The sequence below is a fragment of the Paenibacillus sp. J5 genome (genome assembly GCF_054955055.1).
In genome coordinates this window covers 63,097-86,280 of sequence record NZ_JBUEDD010000007.1, presented here as the reverse complement: position 1 = coordinate 86,280, position 23,184 = coordinate 63,097, and the positions used below count along the sequence as shown (strand labels likewise).

General features: G+C 52.9%; 22 protein-coding genes. 9 read left to right on the top strand and 13 right to left on the bottom strand.

The features are described 5' to 3' along the window. Positions 1 to 21: 21 nt before the first annotated feature. On the top strand, positions 22 to 1,464 hold the full coding sequence (locus ACY1JZ_RS14405; protein WP_462629774.1) for a CAP domain-containing protein: 1,443 nt from the start codon (positions 22 to 24) through the stop codon (positions 1,462 to 1,464). 255 nt (positions 1,465 to 1,719) lie between these two features. Here the strand turns inward: ACY1JZ_RS14405 and ppnP are convergent, their stop codons facing one another. Together ppnP and tkt are read right to left on the bottom strand one after the other, a co-directional pair. Continuing rightward, entirely contained in the window at positions 1,720 to 2,037 is a 318-nt protein-coding gene (gene ppnP, locus ACY1JZ_RS14400; RefSeq protein ID WP_462629773.1) for a pyrimidine/purine nucleoside phosphorylase, read from the bottom strand. A gap of 106 nt (positions 2,038 to 2,143) precedes the next feature. Further along, positions 2,144 to 4,162: a transketolase gene (gene tkt / locus ACY1JZ_RS14395; RefSeq protein ID WP_462629772.1), complete on the bottom strand. Its 2,019-nt coding sequence runs from the start codon at positions 4,160 to 4,162 to the stop codon at positions 2,144 to 2,146. 485 nt (positions 4,163 to 4,647) lie between these two features. On the opposite strand from tkt, the gene ACY1JZ_RS14390 reads away from it, so the two are divergent. Both ACY1JZ_RS14390 and ACY1JZ_RS14385 read left to right on the top strand, forming a co-directional pair. Next, complete coding sequence (locus ACY1JZ_RS14390; RefSeq protein WP_462629771.1) at positions 4,648 to 5,109, top strand: SH3 domain-containing protein; 462 nt, start codon at positions 4,648 to 4,650, stop codon at positions 5,107 to 5,109. A 177-nt stretch (positions 5,110 to 5,286) separates the two neighbouring features. Continuing rightward, positions 5,287 to 5,988: an AIM24 family protein gene (locus tag ACY1JZ_RS14385; protein ID WP_462629770.1), complete on the top strand. Its 702-nt coding sequence runs from the start codon at positions 5,287 to 5,289 to the stop codon at positions 5,986 to 5,988. A 100-nt stretch (positions 5,989 to 6,088) separates the two neighbouring features. Here ACY1JZ_RS14385 and ACY1JZ_RS14380 read toward each other — a convergent pair whose 3' ends face one another. Continuing rightward, complete coding sequence (locus ACY1JZ_RS14380) at positions 6,089 to 6,664, bottom strand: spore coat protein (RefSeq protein WP_462629769.1); 576 nt, start codon at positions 6,662 to 6,664, stop codon at positions 6,089 to 6,091. 199 nt (positions 6,665 to 6,863) lie between these two features. On the opposite strand from ACY1JZ_RS14380, the gene ACY1JZ_RS14375 reads away from it, so the two are divergent. Together ACY1JZ_RS14375 and ACY1JZ_RS14370 are read left to right on the top strand one after the other, a co-directional pair. Beyond that, on the top strand, positions 6,864 to 7,304 hold the full coding sequence (locus ACY1JZ_RS14375; RefSeq protein ID WP_462629768.1) for a hypothetical protein: 441 nt from the start codon (positions 6,864 to 6,866) through the stop codon (positions 7,302 to 7,304). 226 nt (positions 7,305 to 7,530) lie between these two features. Continuing rightward, positions 7,531 to 8,730 (top strand): MFS transporter, encoded by a 1,200-nt coding sequence (locus tag ACY1JZ_RS14370; RefSeq protein ID WP_462629767.1) that lies wholly within the window; start codon positions 7,531 to 7,533, stop codon positions 8,728 to 8,730. 207 nt (positions 8,731 to 8,937) lie between these two features. On the opposite strand, the gene ACY1JZ_RS14365 is transcribed toward ACY1JZ_RS14370, so the two are convergent. Beyond that, complete coding sequence (locus ACY1JZ_RS14365) at positions 8,938 to 9,381, bottom strand: Lrp/AsnC family transcriptional regulator (protein WP_462629765.1); 444 nt, start codon at positions 9,379 to 9,381, stop codon at positions 8,938 to 8,940. Positions 9,382 to 9,543: 162 nt separating this feature from the next. Between ACY1JZ_RS14365 and ACY1JZ_RS14360 the strand changes: the two genes are divergently transcribed. Then, positions 9,544 to 10,713, top strand: a complete 1,170-nt coding sequence (locus tag ACY1JZ_RS14360) for a serine hydrolase domain-containing protein (RefSeq protein WP_462629764.1) — start codon at positions 9,544 to 9,546, stop codon at positions 10,711 to 10,713. A 113-nt stretch (positions 10,714 to 10,826) separates the two neighbouring features. Here ACY1JZ_RS14360 and purU read toward each other — a convergent pair whose 3' ends face one another. Then, on the bottom strand, positions 10,827 to 11,723 hold the full coding sequence (gene purU, locus ACY1JZ_RS14355) for a formyltetrahydrofolate deformylase (RefSeq protein ID WP_270169255.1): 897 nt from the start codon (positions 11,721 to 11,723) through the stop codon (positions 10,827 to 10,829). Between the two features lie 75 nt (positions 11,724 to 11,798). Next, a complete protein-coding gene (locus ACY1JZ_RS14350; protein ID WP_462629762.1) occupies positions 11,799 to 12,926 on the bottom strand; it encodes a deoxyribonuclease IV in 1,128 nt (375 codons plus the stop codon). An 890-nt stretch (positions 12,927 to 13,816) separates the two neighbouring features. Between ACY1JZ_RS14350 and ACY1JZ_RS14345 the strand changes: the two genes are divergently transcribed. From ACY1JZ_RS14345 to ACY1JZ_RS14335, 3 genes are all read left to right on the top strand, one after another. Next, positions 13,817 to 14,251: a DUF2621 domain-containing protein gene (locus tag ACY1JZ_RS14345; protein ID WP_270169253.1), complete on the top strand. Its 435-nt coding sequence runs from the start codon at positions 13,817 to 13,819 to the stop codon at positions 14,249 to 14,251. Positions 14,252 to 14,486: 235 nt separating this feature from the next. Beyond that, the gene (locus ACY1JZ_RS14340) at positions 14,487 to 15,008 is read left to right on the top strand and encodes a LytA/YqiH family protein (RefSeq protein WP_462629761.1); all 522 of its coding nucleotides are present in this window, start codon (positions 14,487 to 14,489) and stop codon (positions 15,006 to 15,008) included. 21 nt (positions 15,009 to 15,029) lie between these two features. After that, on the top strand, positions 15,030 to 15,932 hold the full coding sequence (locus ACY1JZ_RS14335; RefSeq protein WP_462629759.1) for a TIGR01777 family oxidoreductase: 903 nt from the start codon (positions 15,030 to 15,032) through the stop codon (positions 15,930 to 15,932). Between the two features lie 95 nt (positions 15,933 to 16,027). Here ACY1JZ_RS14335 and ACY1JZ_RS14330 read toward each other — a convergent pair whose 3' ends face one another. The 7 genes from ACY1JZ_RS14330 to ACY1JZ_RS14300 form a co-directional block, all read right to left on the bottom strand. Further along, a complete protein-coding gene (locus tag ACY1JZ_RS14330) occupies positions 16,028 to 17,707 on the bottom strand; it encodes a DUF6382 and FHA domain-containing protein (protein WP_462629758.1) in 1,680 nt (559 codons plus the stop codon). An 18-nt stretch (positions 17,708 to 17,725) separates the two neighbouring features. Continuing rightward, on the bottom strand, positions 17,726 to 18,229 hold the full coding sequence (locus ACY1JZ_RS14325; protein WP_462629757.1) for an A24 family peptidase: 504 nt from the start codon (positions 18,227 to 18,229) through the stop codon (positions 17,726 to 17,728). Between the two features lie 59 nt (positions 18,230 to 18,288). Then, the gene (locus ACY1JZ_RS14320) at positions 18,289 to 19,224 is read right to left on the bottom strand and encodes a TadE/TadG family type IV pilus assembly protein (protein ID WP_462629756.1); all 936 of its coding nucleotides are present in this window, start codon (positions 19,222 to 19,224) and stop codon (positions 18,289 to 18,291) included. Beyond that, positions 19,187 to 21,373: a DUF5702 domain-containing protein gene (locus tag ACY1JZ_RS14315; RefSeq protein WP_462629754.1), complete on the bottom strand. Its 2,187-nt coding sequence runs from the start codon at positions 21,371 to 21,373 to the stop codon at positions 19,187 to 19,189. The genes ACY1JZ_RS14320 and ACY1JZ_RS14315 overlap by 38 nt, the downstream gene beginning before the upstream one ends. A gap of 10 nt (positions 21,374 to 21,383) precedes the next feature. Further along, positions 21,384 to 21,989, bottom strand: coding sequence for a pilus assembly protein (locus tag ACY1JZ_RS14310; RefSeq protein ID WP_500862386.1), 606 nt, complete (start codon positions 21,987 to 21,989; stop codon positions 21,384 to 21,386). Between the two features lie 65 nt (positions 21,990 to 22,054). Next, positions 22,055 to 22,252 carry a Flp1 family type IVb pilin gene (locus tag ACY1JZ_RS14305; protein WP_270169245.1) on the bottom strand — a complete coding sequence of 66 codons (198 nt, stop codon included), beginning with the start codon at positions 22,250 to 22,252 and terminating at the stop codon, positions 22,055 to 22,057. A gap of 40 nt (positions 22,253 to 22,292) precedes the next feature. Then, positions 22,293 to 23,174, bottom strand: coding sequence for a type II secretion system F family protein (locus ACY1JZ_RS14300; protein WP_462629752.1), 882 nt, complete (start codon positions 23,172 to 23,174; stop codon positions 22,293 to 22,295). Positions 23,175 to 23,184: the final 10 nt, after the last annotated feature.

Genomic DNA, 23,184 nt, shown 5'->3' with positions numbered 1-23,184 from the left:
AGTATAAGAGGGGGAAAGGTAATGAGACATTCAACCACTGTCAAGACATCGATCACTCAAAAATTGAAGCAGGCAGTCGCCTGCTCTGCCATTGCCGCACTGGCGCTTGGCGCTGCTCCAGCCTACGTCGCCGGCAATAGCTGGTTCACTGATATACCTGCCAATCATTGGGCATACAAGACGATCCAATGGGCACAGGAAAACCAGATCGTCCAAGGTTATCAGGACGGAACCTTCCGCCCCAACGCCAACGTGTCGGAGCCTGAATTTCTGGCGATGCTGCTGCGAGCCTATCCCGAGATTCAGCTAAGCGCTTCCTCCCCATGGTATGCCCCTTATTACGAGGCTGCAGCGGAGCTGGACTGGCCTGTCGCCGGAGCAGCGACCAAGGCTGCATACACTCGCGGGCAGGTGGCGCAGGTGCTCGCAGCCGCCATGGGGCAACAGCTATCCGTCTATGACTCCATCCAATATCTGCTGGATCACCAGTTAGCAACGGGCAAGACGGAACATTCTGTAGCCGGGTTTAAGGCCTCAGACCCGCTATCACGGGCAGAGGCGCAGACCTTCATCTACCGCCTCAAGCAGTTCTCGCCTAAGCTTGTACACAGCGAGGAGCCTGCCAAGACCACAGCAGGCTGGTCCCTCAACGGCATCCGTCTTGGAGACAGCGAAGCACAGGTGACTGCCTTGCTGGGAAGACCAGACCGCACAGCCGTCTCGGAATATTCATTCCGCTGGTACATCTACACCGGCGATTACACACGTTATGCCCAGATTGGCATCGAGAATGGCAAGGTCGTCGCACTGTACTCCAACGCCGCCGGATGGACATCCGACTCTGGTGTGACGGTTGGCTCAGCCAAAAGCAGCGTAACCTCCCTTGGCAAAGCCGCCGTCTTCGAGGAAAAGGACAAGTGGACGCAATTTACCAACTCCCAGTACAACACGACTGTATTTTTTGACAATCTGAACAGTGGCAAGGTCGACGCGATTCTACTGCTGGGATCGGACGTGAAGACCACCGCTAGCGCCTACGAAGGCACAGCCTCACAAGCGCTGCTCAGCGAGTTCGAGCAGGAGGTTCTTGATGTGACCAACGCCTTCCGAGTCCGCAACGGCGTGAAGCCGCTTGTCTGGAACGATGATCTGGCCAATACGGCGCGCAAGCATAGCACGGATATGGGCACACGCAATTATTTTTCACATTCATCTCCTGAAGGAAATACGGTCAGTGATCGCATGAAGAAGGCCGGTCTGATGTCCAGTCTGCGCAGCTATGGGGAAAATATCGCGGCTGGCTATGATAATGCGTTCGAGGTGGTATCAGGCTGGGTCAACTCCGAGGGGCATCGCGAGAATCTATTGATGAGCAGCTACTCGGCGCTTGGAGTCGGTGCCATCTACAATTCAAACGGCGAATACCGAGTGTACTACACTCAAAATTTCGGCGGCTTCCGCTAAGCCTTCCGCTAAGCTCGCCTGCTGACGGCTTACTGCCCTGCTGGTCGCGGGGCGTTCTCCTAACAAGCGTAAACGGCTGTCGCCGTCCTTGACGGGCTAAGCTTCGTTTCGCGTAGATATAGAAGCTCATATAAGGCAAACTGCACGTATAGATTCTTATATAATTATATACTAAAAAAGAGCTGTCTTTCGCTTCGCTAGCGCATAATTGCGCTTCTGCATTGCGGGACAGCTCTTTTGGGCATGGAGAGAACACTATTCCTGGATGTAGGAGCAGCAGTAATCCGTTACTTGCGTAATCTCCAGCTTGAAGCGGGAATTCGCAGGCACGGTGAACTCGCCCTCGCCTTGGATGTGAATCCACTCGGACTTTCCTGGGAGCAGCACCTTCAGATCGCCCGCCAGAATCTCCATAATTTCCTTCGCATCGGTTCCGAACTCATATTCACCAGGGAGCATGATGCCGAGTGTTTTTTTCGTTCCATCTGCGAACAGCACAGTACGGCTGGTCACTTTGCCGTCGAAATATACATTGGCCTTCTTGACTACAGATACTTGATCAAATTGGGACATGGGTTATGTGTTCTCCTTTGGCGGCCGCTCGGTTACGGCGAATTAAAATGAGGAGGGCTTGCGCCCTCCATCGGTCATGCTGTCTTGCATCTGCAGAGTAAGCCTATTACAGCAGGCCCTTCACTTTGCTGACGACATTCTCCACTGTGAAGCCATACTCCTTGATGACACGGTCGCCAGGAGCGGAAGCCCCGAACGTCGAGATGGCGAGAATAGCGCCTTGGTCGCCCACATATTTCTCCCAGCCGAATGGCGAAGCCATCTCAACAGCCAGGCGAGCCTTCACATCTGGCAACAGAACGGAATCCTTGTACTCCTTGGATTGCTTCTCGAATAGATCCCAGCTCGGCATGCTGATGACGCGTACCTCGATGCCCTCTTGTGCCAGCGCTTCGGCAGAAGCGACTGCCAGTTGCACCTCGGAGCCTGTCGCAATAATCTGCGCCTGCGGCTTGCCGTTTGCAGCGTCGCGGACAACGTAAGCACCACGCTTGATGCCCTCGCGTGCCTGCTCTGCTGTGCCTTCAAGCACAGGCAGGTTCTGACGTGTCAGCACCAGCGCAACCGGGTTAGCCTTGTTCTCCATCGCATAAGCCCATGCTGCGGAAGTTTCGTTCGCATCAGCCGGACGAATAACGGTCAGATCCGGGATAATACGGATCGAAGCCAGTTGCTCGATCGGTTCATGCGTCGGGCCGTCCTCGCCAACTGCGATGCTGTCATGAGTCAGTACATAGACGACAGGCAGCTTCTGGATCGCAGCCAGACGGATGGCAGGACGCAGGTAGTCGGTGAATACGAAGAACGTGCCGCCGTATACCTTCACACCGCTATGCAGCAGCATGCCGTTCATCGCAGCAGCCATCGCAAACTCACGAATACCGAAGTAGATATTGCGGCCGGCGTAGTTACTCGCATTGAACACAGGCAGCCCCTTCAGATGCGTCATCGTCGAGCTCTCCAGGTCAGCAGAGCCGCCCACCAGGCTTGGCAGATTCGCAGCCAGACCGTTCAACGCATTACCGGAAGCAACGCGGGTGGACAGCGGCTTGTCCGCAGGCGTATACTTCGGCAGGTCGCGATCCCAGCCCTCTGGCAGGTCGCCGCGAATAGCCAGCTCGAATTGGGCAGCCAGCTCAGGATAAGCCTGCTTGTAGCTGTCAAACATCGCTGTCCATGCTGCATTGACTTGCTCGCCCTGCGCCTTGATAGCCGCAAAGTGCTCGCGAACCTCAGCAGGAACATAGAAGTCCTCCTCATAGTTCCAGCCGTAGAATTCCTTCGTCAGCTTGGTCTCGTCCGCGCCGAGCGGGGAGCCGTGCGGGCCAGCATGACCGCCCTTGCCGCCCTTGTTCGGGCTGCCGTAGCCGATAACCGTCTTCACCTCGATCAATGTCGGCTTGCCTGTCTCCGCTTGCGCCTCGGCAACAGCCTTGGACAATGCTTCGAGGTCATTGCCGTCCTCGACACGCAGCACTTGCCAGCCATACGACTCAAAGCGCTTCTGTACATTCTCGGAGAAGGAGAGGCTCAGCTCGCCATCAAGAGAGATGTCATTGGAATCATACAGCACAACCAGCTTGCCCAGCTTCAAGTGACCAGCCAGGGAAGCGGCTTCACTCGCTACGCCCTCGGACAAGTCGCCGTCGCCACAGATCGAATACGTAAAGTGATCGATTACATTATAGTTATCTTTGTTATAGACACCAGCCAGGTGCGCTTCAGCCATCGCCATGCCCACAGCCATGGCAACCCCTTGTCCGAGCGGTCCTGTCGTTGCATCAACACCCGCAGTATGTCCAAATTCAGGATGACCTGGAGTTTTGGAGCCCCACTGGCGGAAATTCTTCAGTTCATCCAATGAAAGGTCGTAGCCGGACAGGTGCAGCAGGCTGTATAGCAGCATGGAGCCGTGTCCTGCGGACAGGACGAAACGGTCGCGGTTCACCCAGCTTGGATTGGATGGATTATGTCTCATCGATTTGGCGAACAATTGATAGCCCATAGGAGCGGCTCCCATAGGCATGCCTGGATGTCCGGATTTGGCTTTCTCGATTGCATCAATCGCAAGCGTCCGGATCGTGTCGATCGATAGCTGGTCAATAGACTTGTTTGTAGCTGTCATTGTGTTGCTTCCTCCTATTCCTGATTGCCTAAAGCAAATACGTTCTCGCGCGGCTAGCCCTCCACTGACAGACGGACGAGCCTGGCGCAGCCACAGCACAGAGCCCCGATCAGACCGATTGGAATGAGCGGCTGCAACCCGTGCAATGGATCATTTCTGTTCTCTTTTATCTCTATAGTTTGTTCAGTTCGCGCAGCATAACGGCGCAATGGCTTTAGATATTGTACCATTTGGCAGGACGCTTTGCCATACTAAACAAAAGATAAAAACCGTTGCAACATCCTCTCCCGTGCTACGTATAGAGTGACAAGGCACTTGCCGCTTCCTCATAGAGCATCTCCATTGACTCCGTCATATTCAATTGTCTTATGGGAGCTGACCAGCCGCCCTCATGCCACGGCCTGGCGGCGCCCTAATATGCAATCGCCCATCCTGTAGAAGAATAGCGAAAAAAAAGGTACAATGAAGCTTAAAGAGGTGATCCTATGAATTGGCAGCGCCAGGCTATGATGATCTTACTATCTGTCGCGCTGGCGGTATGTATCATGCCGGTGCCCGCTCATGCCGGCTGGTTTGACCGGATTCGGGACATATATACAGCGCCGGACAAGCTGGAGGAGGTTCAGGAGAGCTATGACAGCCTGATCGGCACGATGCAGCAGCAGCAGGAGGAGCTGGAGGCGGCACGCAAGGAAGCCCTGGAGACAAGCAGCAGGCTAGCTGAGGAGCAGCGGAGATGGATCGAAGAGAACGAGCAACTGGAGAAGCGCAATCGCGAGTTGGCCGAGCGTCTGAGCCAGTTGGAGCTGCAGGAGCAGAACCGTTCCCAACTGCTGCGCAACACGCTGACGGCATCCGCCACGATTGTCGGTGTGCTGGCGCTTGCGTTCATCGGGATGCGCGTGATTCGAATTCTCATCTGGCGTAGAGGGAAGCGAAGCTTCTAGGGTGTGTCTTCAAACTCCGACGGGAGCAGATTTAGCCGATTTTTCGTTCCGGGCAAGGCACGTTCTCGCAGGCGTACCGGGGGTACGTCAAGAGAACGTAACGCAGCACGGGCGAAAAGGCGGTGAACGATATATGTCGCTAACATTCGTATCGAGTAAGGAAGGAGTTGAAGCGGCTTGCAATTCAGCGGTGCTAACGAGCACGTCCAGAGCGGGCATCTGATGGTCAAGCTGGACGAAGAGGATCGCCTGCACGTCCTGCACCCCAATCAGATTCTCGCCTACAAGGGTCATCCCTCCGGCCGCGAGGATCGTCTCATGGATATTAAGGGCGCTTACCGCAAGCGCAGATGGATTCGCTCCAAAATCTCCGGGCCGTCTGAGCTGCTGATTGGCCTTCCCCCTGCCTGCAAGCTGCATGTCGTGCCGATCGAAGCGGACAGTACACTGCTGTTCGACTTCCGCAGCGTGCTCTTCTTCTCGGACGGAATGCTCATGCAGAACCGGCTTCAGTCCTTCAAGCACGCCCTCATTACCAAAGAATGGGTGCGCACCAAATTCACCGGCCCAGGCTATCTTGGGCTGCTCTCCACCGGCTTCATGGAGTCGCTGGAGCTAGATGAGGACATCCCCCTCTATGTGGATGCCAGTTGCCTGCTCGCTTACCCGGAAAAAGCACAGCTCAAGCTTAGTGTGTATGGGAATACGCTCGCCAGCCAGCATATGCGCGTTCAGTGGGAGCTCAAAGGCACAGGCCCGGTGCTGATTCAGACCGGAGCCGCCACCGACCCGCAGTTGGAGAGCCAATTGAAGCAAGACGGCTTCATCCGCCGCACACTGCGCGAGGTGCTTCCATTTGGCGGCGTGTTCATCAAATAACCCGGCTAGCCGCTATATATAGGCGACTGCCGGGTTATTCTTACGCCTCGCTGCAGAGCAGAACAGGTGCGTCCGTTCAGACCTGTTCACCGTTGTTGTACTATTGCTGCTGCATCGGTTGCTGCGGAACAGGCTGGTACAGATGCAGATAGGTTTTGGCCGTATGATCATGCATCGTCGGAATTTGGTACACGCCCTGGCTATTCAACAAGGCGAACAATTCGTAGGCCTGATTGGCGCAGCTTACAGCTCCGTCCAGGATCATCTGGCGAACGTTAGGATCGGCGCATTCCAATGCTGCCTGCATCTGATTTCTGGCGCCATTCTTGTGACAGGACAGCGCATAGCTGGCAATCTGCTCATCGGAGAAGGCTTGCGACCCGTTGCCAAGTTGAACCTGCTGCGAGGCCGGGTGGCGCAGGCCGTACTGGATGTTCTGCGGAGACAGACCAGGCGCCTCATATTGGGCTGGCCCTGCCTGCGCAGCGGAATAGTTGTGGGTGTAGCCTACCAGTTGATTATAGCCCGCCAGCATGAATTGCAGTTGGCGCTCCAGCATTCCGCGTAGCTCCTGGCTCTGACATTGCGAGGCGTAGAAGGACAACTGCTCGATCATGTTCTTTTTCTCTGTCAGCACCTCGTGGGCTTCCAATGTTTCTCTTGCTCCAAACGGCATAGTGATTCTCCTTTACTCAGGTGGGATACGTGCAGCATGATTTGCTGCGTAACCTCTATACCGTAACCAAAAACATCCCCAATTATCTATTCCATATCATGCGCCCTTAGCTTGGCATCTTGGCAAGTATGGCGGATTAGATTCTGCAACACTTTCCCCAGCCTTTTCGTCTGGAAGAAAAGGAGGGAGTTAATTTAATATGAAATATTCTAATCTCTTGTTACTGATCCTTGTTTGCTTCGGATTATCAGCTTGCTCCAACTCAACTAGCTATCAAGAGCAACAAATCCATACAGGCCAAAATATATTGAAGACGTTCGGTGACGAAGACTTAGAACGGATGCAGGAATTTGTAGATCGATTCAACGATAATCGTAGTGATTACGTTATGGCAATCCCGCCTATTATTGATGGTGGATACGCTATTTACGACTTGAAGTCTGATGGTGATATGGTAACCGTCAGAACAGATCGCACGAGGGACATGTATAGTGGTAAGGAATCAACCTTCTCCTGCAGGGGGATGGAGGTTCGTAAAGACGGAAGCAAGCAAATCGTGGTTCTGGACAAGTGTGAAGGGCTCGAAGAAGAAGCCACAGAAGTAGAATTGTTTACTTTCGATCGTAAACTCACACGCTAATTTCCAGCGCCAAAAATCATCAAATACGGTTTATCATTAGGCGGCATCTGACGATGCTGCCTTCTTGCCTTTAAAATCATCGAATTGCTATAAAAATAAAATTATTTTCCTCTTCATTCGCTCCATTCTCCTTTAATCATCCATGTGAAAACATGCTTTATTTATATAAGCTTATTACGAAGCGAAAGCATTTCAAGTGGATAAAATAAATAAAGGAGATTTAATTGTGAACTCAACTACTGCTCGTACAAGAACAGGCGATCCAAATGTGGCGTCTTCCAAGCGTCTTCCGTGGGCCGGATTGTTAGCTTTAGCCATGGCGGGATTCATCTGCATTCTTACGGAAAGCTTGCCTGCTGGATTACTGCCGCAAATTGCCCAGGACCTTGGGGTCACAGAAGCGCTTGCCGGACAATGGGTTACTCTCTATGCGGTTGGCTCTCTTCTGGCCGCCATTCCTTTGACAACGGCTACCCGCGGGTGGAGGCGCCGGCCGCTTCTGCTGCTGTGCATCATCGGCTTTCTTATATTTAACACCATTACCGCGTTATCTTCCGTTTATGTGCTGACGCTTGTCGCGCGTTTCTTCGCGGGTGTCTCGGCAGGTGTTCTATGGGGAATAACGGCCGGTTATGCAAGGCGCATGGTGTCCGATTCGCTGAAAGGAAAAGCAATGGCCGTAGCGATGGTCGGCACCCCGCTGGCATTGGCGCTGGGCGTTCCACTTGGCACTTTTTTCGGAGCCTATACAGGGTGGCGTCTCATTTTCGGTGCGGTATCTTTACTGACTGTAGCTCTTATTGGCTGGGTGCTCTGGAAGGTGCCGGATTATGCCGGTGAGCCTGCCGGTGATCAACTCCCCTTTTACAGGGTTTTCCTGATTCGCGGTGTGCGGCCGATTCTGTTCGTCGTCTTGACATGGGTACTAGCTCATAATATTTTGTACACTTACATTGCACCGTATCTTGCAGAAACCGCGTTTGCTCAGCGAGTGGATTTGGTTCTGCTTATTTTCGGAATTACTTCGGTTGTCGGCATTTGGATGATAGGCCTGCTGATTGGTCGTTTTCTAAGAAGGCTCGTATTAATTAGCATCACGGGATTTGCTTTGGCTTCCGCAGCTTTAGGAGTCGGAATGGATGAACCTGTAATCATCCTTCTTAGCGTTGCGGTGTGGGGGCTTACGTTTGGCGGTGCGGCCACTTTACTGCAGACAGCCATAGCTCAAGCCGGGGGGAAAAGCGCAGATATAGCTCAATCGATGCTGGTCACCGCGTGGAATGTGGCCATCGGCGGCGGCGGGATGATCGGCGGGTTTCTTCTCGAACTGCTTGGAGCCGGATTCCTTCCAGGCTCATTAATCATCCTGCTGATCCCCTCCTTATTTGTAGCTTGGCAAGCTAAAAAGCATGGCTTTCCTTCCTAAAGGAATCCAAGAGTAGATGCAGCATAAGGGGGCTGTCCCAGAAGTCTTAAATGACTTAGGGGCGCCCCTTCTTCATTATCGGCTACAGTTTGCATCACGCCCGACATGCGTTGCCTTACACCTTATTTGGAAATCAGCATGAGTCTCAAGTGATTGCGTTACAAGCAGCAAGTGCGCGAGAAACTCAGGAGCGACGAGGGATACGCCTTATGCGAGCAGATTCGTTTCTCCAATAAGATTCTTATATGCGATCGGTGAAGACATTACGATCAGAGTCGTATAGGTTCCGTATTGATCGCACCGGGTTTCAAACTCCTCCAGCGCCTGGGTTGTTTCCGTAAGGATCTTCAATAAATAATTATGCTCTCCGCTGATCCGATAACATTCCGTGACCTCCGGTGATGAACGACAAAAATCAAGGAAAGGATAACAATTACGAGTTCGAACAAGCATATAGGCTGCGCATTGCTTCCCCACCTTTTGTGATGAAATGACCGTTCGGTATTCCTCGATAACCCCCTTTTCTTCCAAGCGTTTTACACGTTCCGTTACGGCTGGCTGAGACAGTCCCACCAGCTTTCCTAAATCTGTCATTGATAATCTCGCCTGATTCTGTAGATGGAGCAGGATGTCTTTATCGATTTCGTCCAAGAAAATCGCCCCCCTTTCATTTAAAAGTGATCACGGTTAAAAACCTTTAAAATCATCGTTAACTTCTTCATCTAACTTGCTTGTTTTATGTAAGGTAGCTGAAATTATTTATATAATAGACACACTTGCTATAAATAATCAAGTAAATTACAGCAAGAAAGGATGAGAAGTATAGATCTGGAATTTATGCATAAAAGTATCGATGAGGTAATTGACCACACCCTTGAGGAAAAAAGAATCGTGGGTACCGTTGTCCAAATTGCTATAGGCGGACATCTTGTTTACAACAGGTCTGCTGGTTGGGCCGACCGCGAGCAAAAACGGCCAATGCAGGAGAATGCTTTATTTAGATATGCTTCGGTTACCAAGCCGATCGTGTCAACGGCAGCCTTAGTATTAATTGCACAAGGGAGATTGAAGTTAAACGATCTGGTGGAGGAATGGTTACCTGCCTTTCGTCCCAAGCTGCCAAACGGACAATACGCCTCCATCACCATTCACCAACTGATGACACATACCGCCGGCTTAACCTACCGTTTCTTTCAGGAGGAATCAGGAACATATGAGCTGGCCGGGGTATCGGACGGCATGGATCTGGCAGGAATTACACTTGAAGAGAATCTGCAAAGACTCGCTTCGGTTCCGCTCCTATATGAGCCAGGGAAAATGTGGAGGTATTCCATCGCAACGGATGTGCTCGGAGCCGTCATCGAAAAGGTTACTGGAATGCCGTTACCTGAGGCTGTACGGATGCTTGTCACTCATCCACTTTCCATGATGGATACGGATTTCAAGGCCGTGGATACGGACAGATTGACCGCGGCTTATGCAGACAGCGTTGGAGAGCCCCGGCGCCTGCACGATTGTGATGCTGTTCCTTTCATAGAGGGGACGGCAGGCTTCCTCCTTTCACCCAACAGGTTTACCGATACGACAGCTTACCCTTCCGGGGGAGCAGGCATGATTGGCAGCGCAGGAGACTTTCTTAAACTGCTGGAGGCTTTGCGGCAGGGAGGAAATCCGATTCTACCAAGGGCCCTTGTCACAGAAATAACAACCAATCAAATTGGCAACCTTGTAATGCCCTATTGGCCGGGAAGAGGCTTTGGACTTGGATTCACGCTGCTTAACGACCCAGTGGGTGCTAATACACCGGAATCGCCTGGAACGTGGCGGATGGGCGGCACCTATGGTCACTCCTGGTTTGTTGATCCGAGTGAGGAGCTTAGTGTTGTAGCGTTCACCAATACGGCACTTGAAGGAATGTCTGGCAGGTTTACAACGGAGCTGTGCGAATCTGTCTACAAGGGGATTCGAGGCGTGAAGGAATAGAGCGATCCAAGGCTTTAACATCGCCCAAATAGAAAAGCGAAGCCTCCGCTTCGCCTTTCTACTTTTTCCTGTATGTCTTGCACAGTCATGTCCTGTACAGTTATCCAGAGCAATCAGTTAAATACAACCGTCTTGTTCTGATGCACAATCACCCTGTCCTCCAGATGCCATTTCACAGCGCGCGCCAATACGATCCGTTCGATCGTGCGGCCAATCCGTTTCAGATGCTCCACATTATCCCGATGGCTTACACGCTGCACATCCTGCTCGATGATCGGCCCGCCATCCAGCTCCTCTGTGACATAGTGGGCGGTAGCGCCGATGATTTTAACCCCACGCTTGTATGCCTGCGCATAAGGGCTGCCCCCGATAAATGCAGGAAGGAAGGAATGATGAATGTTAATAATGCGATTCGGATATTGCTCGATAAATTTCGGCGGTATGATCTGCATGTAGCGCGCCAGCACAATCAGGTCAGCCTTGTCGGATACGAGCTCCAGATGCTTCTTTTCCACCTCTGCCTTGGTGTCCGCCGTAACCGGAACATAATGATAAGGGATGCCGAACGGCTCGACCTCCTTGCGCATATCCTCATGATTGCTGACCACCATGGCAATCTCGGCATCCAGCTCGCCCGACTTCCATTGCCATAGCAGCTCCAGCAAACAATGATCCTCCTTGGAAACAAAGATCGCCAGGCGTTTCTTGCGGCTAGCACGGAATGTGCTCCATTTCATATCGAAGCGGTCGGCTACACGTGTGAAGTCCTCCTGCAGCACCGGCAGCTCCTGATCCATGTTCTGCAGCTCGAATTCAAAACGAATGAAGAACATCCCGCCTTCCGGGTCCATCGTATATTGATCCGATTGAATAATGTTCGCTCCATGCTCATACAGAAAATGCGAGACAGCGGCCACGATGCCCGGGCGGTCAGGGCATGAGATGAGCATGCGCGCACGGTTATTTTTAAGCTGTTGATTCGACTGCGTCATTCCATTACGTCCTTCCATAACTATATTTCCATCCTTGTAGTGTTTGCCGTCTCCAGATGATCCCATGTTGCCCAAGCATGCTGCTTGTCCAGCTTACGCTTCCACGAGCAGCGATTTGCCGGCAAACCAGGCTGTAATCCGCTGATTAACCTCTTCCTCGCTCAGCTCAGGCAAAACCTTATGCTCCAGCACCAGATCATAGAGTCTGTCCATCGGCTCGCGCGGATCGGCCTTTCTCGCCTTGGCATCCTGCTTGAGCAGCTCCCAAGTGCCAAGCACGAAGACACGCGAATCGATCTCCTGCTTGCCGAAGAAATGATGCAACCGCTCCACATGGTCAAAGAACGAGTCGCCGAACCGCTCCATGGCATTGCCGCGCAGCAGGGCAATCTCCGCCTCATACATCGGGCGCTGCGTTTTGCTCTCCTTGCCGATCCACGGGGTCTCCAGAATGAACGGCCGTCCAGCCAGACGCTCATGATGCACGATGCTCTTGATCGTCTCATGCCCAATCCAGCCGGCCCCGATCGGGGCATGGCGGTCCTTGCCTGCGCCCATTGGGTTTTTGGAATCATTAATATGCACAACTGCTACACGATTCAGGCCGACAACATCGTCAAATTTCTGGAGCACGCCATCCAGGTCATGAATCAGATCATACCCCGCATCATGCATATGGCAGGTATCCATACAGACTGTCAATCGGTCATTGTCGCGCACTTTCTCGATAATAGCCGCAAGCTCTTCAAAGCTGCGTCCAATCTCTGTTCCCTTGCCAGCCATCGTCTCCAGGGCGATATTGACGTTCGTCTCCTTGGTACCCTCCAGCACGAGATTCAGCCCCTCGGCGATGCGCGCAATCCCGTACTCGGCATCCTTATCCGTATACGCTCCGGGATGAAGCACAATGTTGCGGACGCCGATGCTTTCTGTGCGACGTATCTCCTCCTGCAAAAAACGCACCGCCAGCTCGAATGTATCTTCCTTATATGAGCCGAGATTCACAATATAGGGAGCATGCACGACGATTTCGCCAATTCCGTGCTGCTGCATAACTTCTTTGCCTTCTGCAATATATAAATCCTCGATCGGCTTGCGTCTTGTATTTTGCGGTGCCCCCGTATAGATCATGAACGAGCTGGAACCGTAAGATATGGCCTCATTTGCCGCTGTGAGCAAGCCTTTATCGGAAAAAGAAACGTGAGAGCCTATTTTCAACATGGGTAGCGCTCCTCTCCTTTGGTTCAAGATATAGGAAGCATTATCTATCATCCTTGGTCTAGCTCTGTCTATCATTTCACAACAAATAATTGCTGTCCATAACAAACAACTGGCAGCTTGCCAGGACGCCATCCCGCTAGTTATGCGGGTTTATGCAACTCGCCAGCATCCGGCAACACTGCATGAGCTCGCTGATGGTCGTCCTTTCTATTTTACAGGGAATATCAAAATAAATCTAGCTCGCCACTTGGCACGCTATATTACGTCGGAAGTCCAGTTAAGCACTCTGGTAACACGAAAAACAGTAATGTCTATCTTCCATTGTCAGAGCTCGACTGAATAAATGGCTTGTGATCGTCTGCCATTCCATCAATCTCCTTCAAAGTAAAATAAGCCGCTCGTATTGAGCGACTCTATGGAACAATCTAAGAAGTTCTGGTATACAACATGACTTGAGTGGGGAAGTATCGCCTCCAGAGCGGAGGTGATGCTCATGCAATTTTCTTTGACAGAAGTAATGATGCTCGGCATGTTTTTGCTCGCGCTGCTTACTTAACTGAATAAAAGAAAATAACCCGCCCAGGTTCGCGCCAGGTGACGGGTTATTTTCTTCTGAGTTATGCTCGGAGGTTTCCCATCCAAAAATGTTGTGCAAGGGGCGACTGCGAATCGCCCCTTACTTCTATTGTAAGCATACCATATTCAGGGTATACCTTCAATATCTCACTTCTTGACGCCGATTTCTCCAAATCAGCTATGTGATAATAGTTCGTATCCATGTACTGCTTTTCCCTAACCCCGTTCAAATCCCTTATATATCAAGGGGAGCTAATGGTATATCGAAATTAATTAAGAAATACGCTATAATTCTTGATGAGGTGATCATCATAATGAATACCGCATCAGACGGGTTTATGTATTTCATTATTTTCTGGGCAGTGGTGCTGCTGGGCTTCATGTCGATTGGCGGCTACTTCATGTTCCGAAAATTTCTCAAGGTTCTGCCCAAGGGGGACGGCAAGTCCAAGCTGGATTGGCAAAATTACTGGGTAGAGCGCAGTCGTCCGCTCTGGACAGACGAATCAAAGCAATTTTTGGACTTGCTGGTGTCGCCGGTGCCGCAGGCATTCCGTGATATAGCCAAACACTCGATTGCGGCCAAGATCGGGGAGCTTGCTGTGGAGAGCGGCGCGACAGCCGTCACCAAGGATCATTGCATCGAAGGGTACATACTCGCGACCCCTCGCCGCGACTATCGCAGTCTGATTTCTTTTTTGGACAAGAACAATATTGATTATACCCCCTACAAGCATCTGCTGTCTTAGACGTCCAAGGAGTAGACTCCCTGTTCTTCGGGCACACAGATCTTCAGGCCTATAAGCTGTGGTTCGACCGACCGCCGTCATGCAGCAATGCACCGATCAAGCTTATGATGAAGCGAGTATGCGACGTTTGTTCTCGGACTAGAGCTAAGGCTTGTCTCTGATATTTAATGAAATTGTGATTGATCTGTAACCTCCGGGGGTATAGTTACGTTATAGAATACAGGAGGTGGTCAGATTGACCTACACGAACAAGAAAAAGAACCGTCCCAAAGCCACAGTAGTGCTGGCTCTTGCGCTGGCTCTTGCTTTGACTGCTACCGCCTGCAGTAGCTCTAAAGGCGACGAGGGGCCCGCTCCGGGTCCGAATTCAAATACAACGACGAATACTGATACAAACAATAGCGAAACAGGAACCCAGGAGCCGAATACGGCTGTGCCTGACAACAACCAACCGGAAGACAACAACAGCACGAACGGACAATCTACCAAGCCGGAACAAACCGAAACCCCGCCAACTGAAGCGCAAGGCTCCGCTCCTGTAGTAGCTGAAGGCCGCTTTAATGGACTTGCCGACAGCCATACAGTGGAGCTGGAGACAGCGTCCGGGGCGGAGGCCTTCCAATTTGATGAGGGGTTAACGGATACGCTGTCCAACCTGGATCAAGGAGATAAGGTCAGATACGTGTTCACCGAGAAAACGATTGAGGGATCTAGTGACAAGCAGCTCTGGATCAACAAAATTGAGAAGGTCGAATAATGAGCAGATTGAGGTGATGGTATGCGTATTGCCGTGACAGGCGGCTCCGGATTTATCGGCAATGCACTCGTTCAATACTTTCTCGACCGGGGAGACGAGGTATGGGTCATAACCCGTTCTACAGGAAGAGTTGAACATAAGCACCCCAAGCTGCATGTCATCTCTTGGGAGGATGTTCAATCCAAGCCGGAGCGGCTAGAGGGCATTCATGCTATCGTCAATCTTGCTGGAGAATCCATCAACCAGCGCTGGACTGAGGATGCCAAGGAGCGAATCATCAAGTCGAGGCTCACAGCAGCGGAGAAGCTGGGCAAGCTGGTTCGTGCCTTGCAGCGCAAACCTGATGTCATCATCAATGCTTCCGGTATATCCACCTATGGATCTTCCGAAACCTCAACATTTGATGAATCAAGCCCCATGGTTACAACTGACTTTCTCTCATCTGTAGTCCACAAATGGGAGGCTGCGGCTGATGCGATCGGAGCCAAGCGCCTGGTTAAGCTGCGAGTTGGGATTGTACTGGGCACCGAAGGCGGAGCCTTCCCCAAGATGGCGCTGCCCTACCGCCTGTTCGCTGGAGGTAGGATGGGCAGCGGCAAGCAATGGCTGTCCTGGATTCATGTCGAAGACATCGTTCGGCTGATTGCATACTGCATCGACAATGACGAGCTTCAAGGGCCAGTTAATGCAACTGCTCCCGAGCCGGTTACCAATGAAGAATTCGGCAAAGCCATAGGACGCGCCATGAAGCGTCCCCACTGGATGCCAGTTCCCGCCTTCATGCTCAAGCTGTTGCTGGGCGAGCTGTCCGCGCTGCTGCTGGAAGGGCAACGTGTTCTCCCGCAACGGGCCATAGATGCCGGATTTCGCTATGAATACCCAACGATTGATGCTGCTATGGATAGCCTTGTCAGCACTTCCTGACAACTTTAGCATCCCTCTCATGCATAGGGGTGCTGGGCTTGCCTTTGCTCCGTCTCATACACCGCGTGCCGCTCTCGGCGCGCGGTGTTGCTATTCTATCCAACTGCCTGGCCGTTATATGTACTCTTCGCCTGCTTAATCGGGATGGCCGCTTCATCCCCTTGCAGCTCATACACCGGCCCATCCAAACCCGCTAGTTGGAGCTTGTCCCCGCTCTTTAGCTGGTACTGCTTGTACGGTACCATCAATTGCCCGTTATAGAAGGTTCCATTGCGCGAACCCAAATCTTTGGCTATAACGGCTCCCTCCTTCTTCACCAGCTCCAAATGGGCTCTTGAGACGCCCTGCTCCATATCCACATATCCTGCATTGTCTGCAGCTCTGCCGATGACCAGCTTGCTCTGCGCCAGCTCCACGACTGATTTCTTATTCTGATATGTCCGATGCAGATAGAATGCGCCGGGCACATTAGCCACAACAGAAGAATGCCGCCCTCCTAGCAGCACAGTCGCATCATCCTGTGCCATATGAGCTCCTTCTGTGCTTGAAGTCTCCAGTTGAGGATTGATAGGCGGAGAATTCCACGTGCCAGCCGCATGCTCTTGCACTGAAGTATAAGCCATATTCGGCTCCTCAGGCTGCAGCTTCCACCTTGTAGACGGATGCTCTGTAGGTAAAATATGCCTCCCCGCAGCAGGGAAATCTACGCTTCTAGCCCCGGCTATGTCTTCAGCCTCCTCGCTCTGTGCATCGTCCATGTCCGTTATAACATGCTCACGCTTGCGCAGCCCCAGATAGAGGAGTGCGGCACTGCCTGCCACGAGCATGCTGATACCGCTACTGATCAGCAGATTAGGCTTACTTGGCTCTTCCAGATAGATCAGACGCCAGACAGCAGCGATCGCCACACATGCGACCAGTATCAGCATAATGTGCACCCGCACTCCTTTGCCGGCCTTACTCGATTCATTCGTACCAGCAATGTCTTCATCCTGCTCCCGAACAGGGCTGGCTGACACTGAGGCTCCTCCTGCTGGCTGCCAAGCCATATCATTCCTCATGACACTTGCAGACATCGTTTCCTTTGCCTCCACGATCTTCTCAGGACGCGGAGCTACAGAGTCCGCTAAGCCAGCCCGGTGAGCACCGGTGGTCTGAACAGCCGTTTGGGGATGGGCTGTATTCCCCTCTGTCATCCCATAAGGCGAGGATACCAGGTCTAGCAATAGCCGACGTAGTTCCGACAGCGAACCGGAGCCAGGATCAAGCTGCTGCAATATATGCTGCAGGGCGGTTCCATCTACATGCTGGATGTGAGTTGCCCAGCGCACAGCCAGACCGAGCAGCCCTTCATGCGAAGATTGCTGCCCTAATGAGCTATCTTGAACAGGAACATATACCAGACCTAGCTCCTGCCAGCTATCTCCGGCAAAAATATAATTTTCATGGAGCACAATCGCCTCAGGACGCAGCATATATAACCTGCAGTTGTCAAGCGTCTCCAGGACACCAAGCAGCAGGGAGCAATAATCCGCCATCGAGAGCGGATGCAGTTGCAGACGATGCGCCAGCATACGCTTGCCGTCAAGCTTATAGTGGAAGGAAATCGCACCGTCGAGCTCCAGCCATTCCAGCTCCAGCAGCCCCGGTACCTTCTCCGCTTGCAGCATTCGCAGTTCCAGTTCATCCAGCCGATCGCGAGTAAGCCGCTCTGGATCGGAGAGCACCATCTCATGCCCCCGGTTCATAGTGAAGTCAATTGCATACTCTCTCATTTCCTCTCCTCCCTCGTACTAAAATGCAAAATACCAGGCTGCAGCCGCACCCGGCGCAGCAGCCAGCATAAATGGAAATGTCATGCCCTGCCTCCATGCCTGGTTCAACCCTGAAGACCATCCGCTCATCCTCAGGACAGGCGGCAGCACAATGTTGACCACCCGTATAAAAAATGGCCGATGAACTGCCAGCAGCACAGCCCCGATCGCACCGGCAATCAAGATGGAATACATCGCCGTATATAACACTGGATAGACCCCGATCCAGGCGCCGAGCGCGGCGAAAAGCTTCACATCTCCAGCCCCGATTCCTCTACATAGATAGAGGACCAGCATCGGCAGCAGCCCTGCTGCCAGTCCAGCCAGAGACTTCACGCTTCCTTCTACGCCGGAGAACACACTCATATAAATGATCGCACTCATAGCACCAGCTACTGTCAGCCAATTCGGTATTCGCATATAACGCAGATCAAACCATAAAGCAAGTGCAATCAGGACGAATGCGGCTCCAGTCTCAGCCATACCCATTATTTCCTCCCCTTTCTGCTGCCATAAGCCGCTATGCTGGCCTCAGCGCTCTTTTAGCCTTTGTTTACTTCAAAGTGGAGCCTGGTCTGCTCGCCATCCTCCGCAGTCACAACCAGTTCCCACACACCCGGAGTTGTATTACCTGACACATGCCACTCCCAACTGATCACGCCGTTCTCATCCGCGGCCATCTTGCCCAAATTTTGCGCCTTGCTCGTCCCGCTCTTGTACTCCACTGTGATACTAAGCGTCTGCCCAGGATCGGTGAGTACAGTAAGTCTGGCCTTCCTGCCTGGGCGGACAGGCGACGGCTCCAGCCCGATGATCTGGACGAAGCCATCGGCAGACTCTCCCGAGCTATCCGCACCTCCGCCTGCAAGCGTATCGTTGATCCACACGCGCTCCACAGCATGCTCGCGGAGAATAATTGGTCTGCCAACGAAGGGGAGACGGATGGGCAGCTCATAACGAACAGTGATTGACAGATATGGACGCTCCGAGCCCTTCTTCAGATCAGGCAGCTCCACATCGCTGACCGTCAGCTTGTCTGCTTGCAGCACAGATGGTTCAGCATACTGGCGCACTAACGGCTCTAGCGCATATCTGGCCGCCCAGTTCGCCGTTGCTTCCCAATTACCAGTCAGCGCAGAGTTAAGCAGCGCTCCTGCTGGATCAGGCAGCCAGTCTGACAACTGTGATGCCGTCGCCTGAATGCCTGCAAGCGGCTTGGATGCCGGCTGCTTCGGAGGTTGCTCATTGTCTGATTGCGTCGCCAGCGCGATCGGATAGATGTAGGCCGCTGTCTGACGCACCGCTTGGGAGGCAGCATCCTGCAGCGCCATCTGCACAGTGGATATATGGATAAAGACGATAAATATGAGCAGCAGGAATAAAAACAAGGGTGCGACAAGCGCTGCCTCCAATGTAATGGATCCTCTGTCATGCAGCAGTCTATGAATAAGACCAGCCAAGGGTTTTGCTTGTCTCATAGCGCCTGCCCACAACCTTTCCTTCAAAAAGTCCTGTTCGCGCAAGCTGTTTCATGATACCTGGCAGAAACCACAGCTTCACCGATGCCGTCACCTCACCAGAGATGCCCGTAGGCATTTGTAGAAGTCGGTAGCCCGTCTTCAGCTCAATCAGCGCCATCATCCTTGATAGCTTGGCTTCGCGACTGCCGTGAACAAGCATAAACACCCGCAAATAATCCTCATAGCGAATTCTAACGGAGGCATACTTGGATAACGGCGTACTGCCTTGATCGACTAGCATCAGCATGTCTTCCATCGCCTTCTCCAGCCCGTATACGACAGCCGCAGCAAGCACCAGCAACGGATGCCCCATGCTTCGGCATTCGATCAGCCCTTCCATCGTTCGGATGGCCAGCCTGACGGCGAAAATTTCCGAGAAGGCCGCTGCAAGGTTAGAGGCGGGGTGATGAAATCCATATACAATATATTCCATATCCTGATTAGAGACCTCCAGCATCGCTTCATTCCCGCTGCCGTCCTCTTGTTGGGCAAAAAATTGTTTCAACTGCTTGGGTTCAAAATGCTGGAAGCGCGCATAGCCGTATTCCCCCAGATAAAATGCCTCCATCAGAGACTCGGCTGATTCTGCCATTCCCGAAAACATGGAATCGAGCGATGAAAGCGAGGACGTAGCCTGTTCTTGCGCTTCTTCCACTTCATTCGCATCCTCCTGCGCCGGATTGCTGCTCTCGTTCAGCCTCATGCTTTCCTCATACCGTTCCCGAAGCTGATCAAATTGCTTCTTCGCCTCTTCCGTACTCGGCAGTTCCTTCATGCCGCCCAGCAGCTTTCGCGCTTCCTTCCACTTCTTATCCGCCTTCTTCTCCTGCTCCTTCCGCTGCTGCTCATCATCTGAGAGATGCTGCAATTTTTGCTCGCGGCTCTGCAGCACGGAGGCTGGCTGAATATAGTTCTGCCTATACGTACCATACACCTGCCTGAGCCTTCGCATCTCATCGCTAAGCGAGTAGGATTCAGCGGCAGAAGGCGCAGCCATCGCTATGCTGACCTTGCTTCTGAATGCTGCCACGGCCTCGCTGACCTTGCCATATTCCTCTGTCTGCTGCCGGATTTCTTGGCGAAACGGTTCGAACCATTCTGAGGGCATAACATATTTATCCAGACCGTTCCTCAGCTCCCGAAGCTCGGCAGTACTTCCTCCTGCTCCGGCAGAAGCTGTTCCCCCGTTCGCATCAAGCTTGCCCAGCGCCTCGTAACCACTGCCCGCTTGCGACTTGTCGGCCTGCTCCACCAGTTGGCGAATCTGTTCATTGATCCGCTCAGCTACATCGACGGCCTGCAATGCCTTACTCTCGCCTGCCTGGTGCTGTCCCATCATCTGGGAATCCGCAGCCTGAAGCTGGTTAATCGTTCTGTATGTAGCCGTCTGATATTGATTAATCGAGATCAGCATATAGTGCACACCCGGACCTTGGATATGTGGCAGACTCTCCAGCATGGATACATAGGAGGGATAGCCGTTAGAGATGGACACGATCCCTTCACGCCCCTCTATAAGGCCAGGCAATGCGGAGGCTTGAACCGTGTTAGCCATCGCACGTTGCAGTTCAAGCGCCTTGGCAAGCTCTCGCGCACGCTGCTCGTACAGCTTGCGCAGCTTTTCCAGCACATCGGCTGTCTTGGCCGCCTCCTGAAGCTGTCCCGACAACGACTTGAAGCGGTTAATCAGCTCCAATGTAAAATCAATCGGTGCTTTATACTTCATTTCCTCCAGCACCTGACGCTCAAATACAGCATGCTTGCCGAGCAACTGAGCTGTATTCAAGTGGGATTCCTCCCGGCGCATATCCAGCCAGCGAATCGCATCCGCCGGCTTCGTGCCGCCAGCCAGTCGTTCATCTACCACATGGTTGAATATTTCCTGACCGTCTGTGCCGCCACGGGCAAATAATCCGTATTGCTCGTACAACTGCTCATCATAAGCGGACAGCACAGAGCGAACCCCTGCCCGTGCTGCCAGCTCTAGCTTCTGATTCGTTGCCGCAATGCGCGCATAATCGATCAGCACCGCGTTGAACAACAGGATAAACGAAGTGATGAGGATAAAAAATACCGATACGCTGCCTCTCTCTCCTCTGCGCATCATCAGCTCCTCCTTACTTGGAGGAGCGCTTGGCAAGTATGCTTGCCGCCTCCTCCCGCTCCTTGCCGTTATTAAATCGCCCTGCATAATAGCGGACGAGGTCCACACTGCGAATGAACTCGACCGGGTCAGCAATCGCGCTGCCCGCCACCCCATAAGGTCTGGAATGGGTGAGCAGCCATTCCAGCGGTTGAATCGAGATCGGGTGAAGAAGCTTGGCCTTCACCCTCCTCCCCCATACCTTGCGCTCCAGCTCCAGCCTGCCCTCGTAGCTTTCGGTCAGCCATGCCGCCCCCGTCCCCAGCTTGCGCTGGACAAGCGAGACTCCCTCTCCCGCTGCGCCTCGTGCTGGCAGCGGCAGAACATTTCCCTGCTCCTTCACCGCCGTAAGCCCCAGCAACGACTCCAGCATATGATCATCCTTGAGCCGCCAATACAAGCTATCGTATTGCCCTGAAGGCGCCAGGCCGGTAGCCGGGCTGCGCTTGCTGTTATCCCAGATGAAGGCTGTCCGTTCGGTCGCCTTGGATGCGGTGTAATAGACGATCGTATTTTGGTAGATATAGAGACTCACAAATAGCGAGGTGATCGTCAACACCAGCAGCAGCGGAAAAATCATCGACGACTCCACTGTGAAGCTGCCTTGCTCGCTTTGCAGCAGTTTGCGCAGGCCAGGATGACTTGTCATTCAAAGATGGTTTGGGCTTTTTCATCTGCTGTTCCCATCAACGACCTTACCATTTTTAATATTTGCTGCTTAAACAACAACGCGACCAGTATAAGCACGGCAATAATCAAAATAACCTCCAGCGTACCCATGCCATCCTCATCGCGCCACAGCTTGACACCAAATTGCTTGATACTGTTCCACATCGTCATCATCTTGCTTCCTCCTCAAAGATCATGCTTCTAAGATTATACATTACAAATTCATCATCATGATTGCCGGCGCGCCGACAAGCACCATCAGCACCAGAAAGATTACGGTCAACGGAAAGACAAGCTTGGACGAGGCCTCCTCGCCCCTCGTTCGCGTCACCGTCTTGCGCTTGTCCCATAACGCATAGGCCAGTTGCTGCAGCGACAGACGAAATCGGTCTCCGCCGCGCCTGTAATTCAGCAGCAGCGAGGTTGTGAACATCGCCACCTCCTGAACCGCGCAGCGTCTGCTGAACGACTCAAGCGCCATATGAAAGGCAACCCCGTTATCCAGTTCGTTGCACATGCGCCCAAGCTCCCCATACAGCGGGTGGTGCTGCTGCTCCAGCTCGCGATCCCGGCAGCGGTACAGCGCTCTGCCCAATGTCTCTCCCGCCCCGATCAGCAGCGTCAGCTTGCTCAGCACCTCCGGCAGCGCCAGCAGAATATCATCCCGCCTGCGCCGCACCTGCTTATCCAATTCCTTGTACCGGGCGATCGGCCAGATCGCAGCGCACAGCGCTCCAATATAGAACACCCCCGGCTCCGTTGCTGCCCAGGCTACTGCCGCGCTCCCCAGTGCCGCCGCATAGCTCACCGCGAGCGCCCCGGCCGCATACTGCTTCGTCGCCTGAACGGTATGACTCGGGCCGCGCAGCACCACTAGTCTGGCGTGCAGCAGGTTGAATATTACCTGCGCCCGACTCCATAGCTGTCCTCGGTCCAATAGCCGAAGCATCGGCAGGGAAAGCCAGTTCAGCCATTGCTCCTGGCTTGCACCGGAGAGCGGAGGCAGCCTGGCCGAAGGTGACGCGCGACGCACCGCTGAATAACATAGCTCCGCCACCCATAGCGACAGGAGCAGCACAGGCACAATGGCAGCCATTATCGATTCC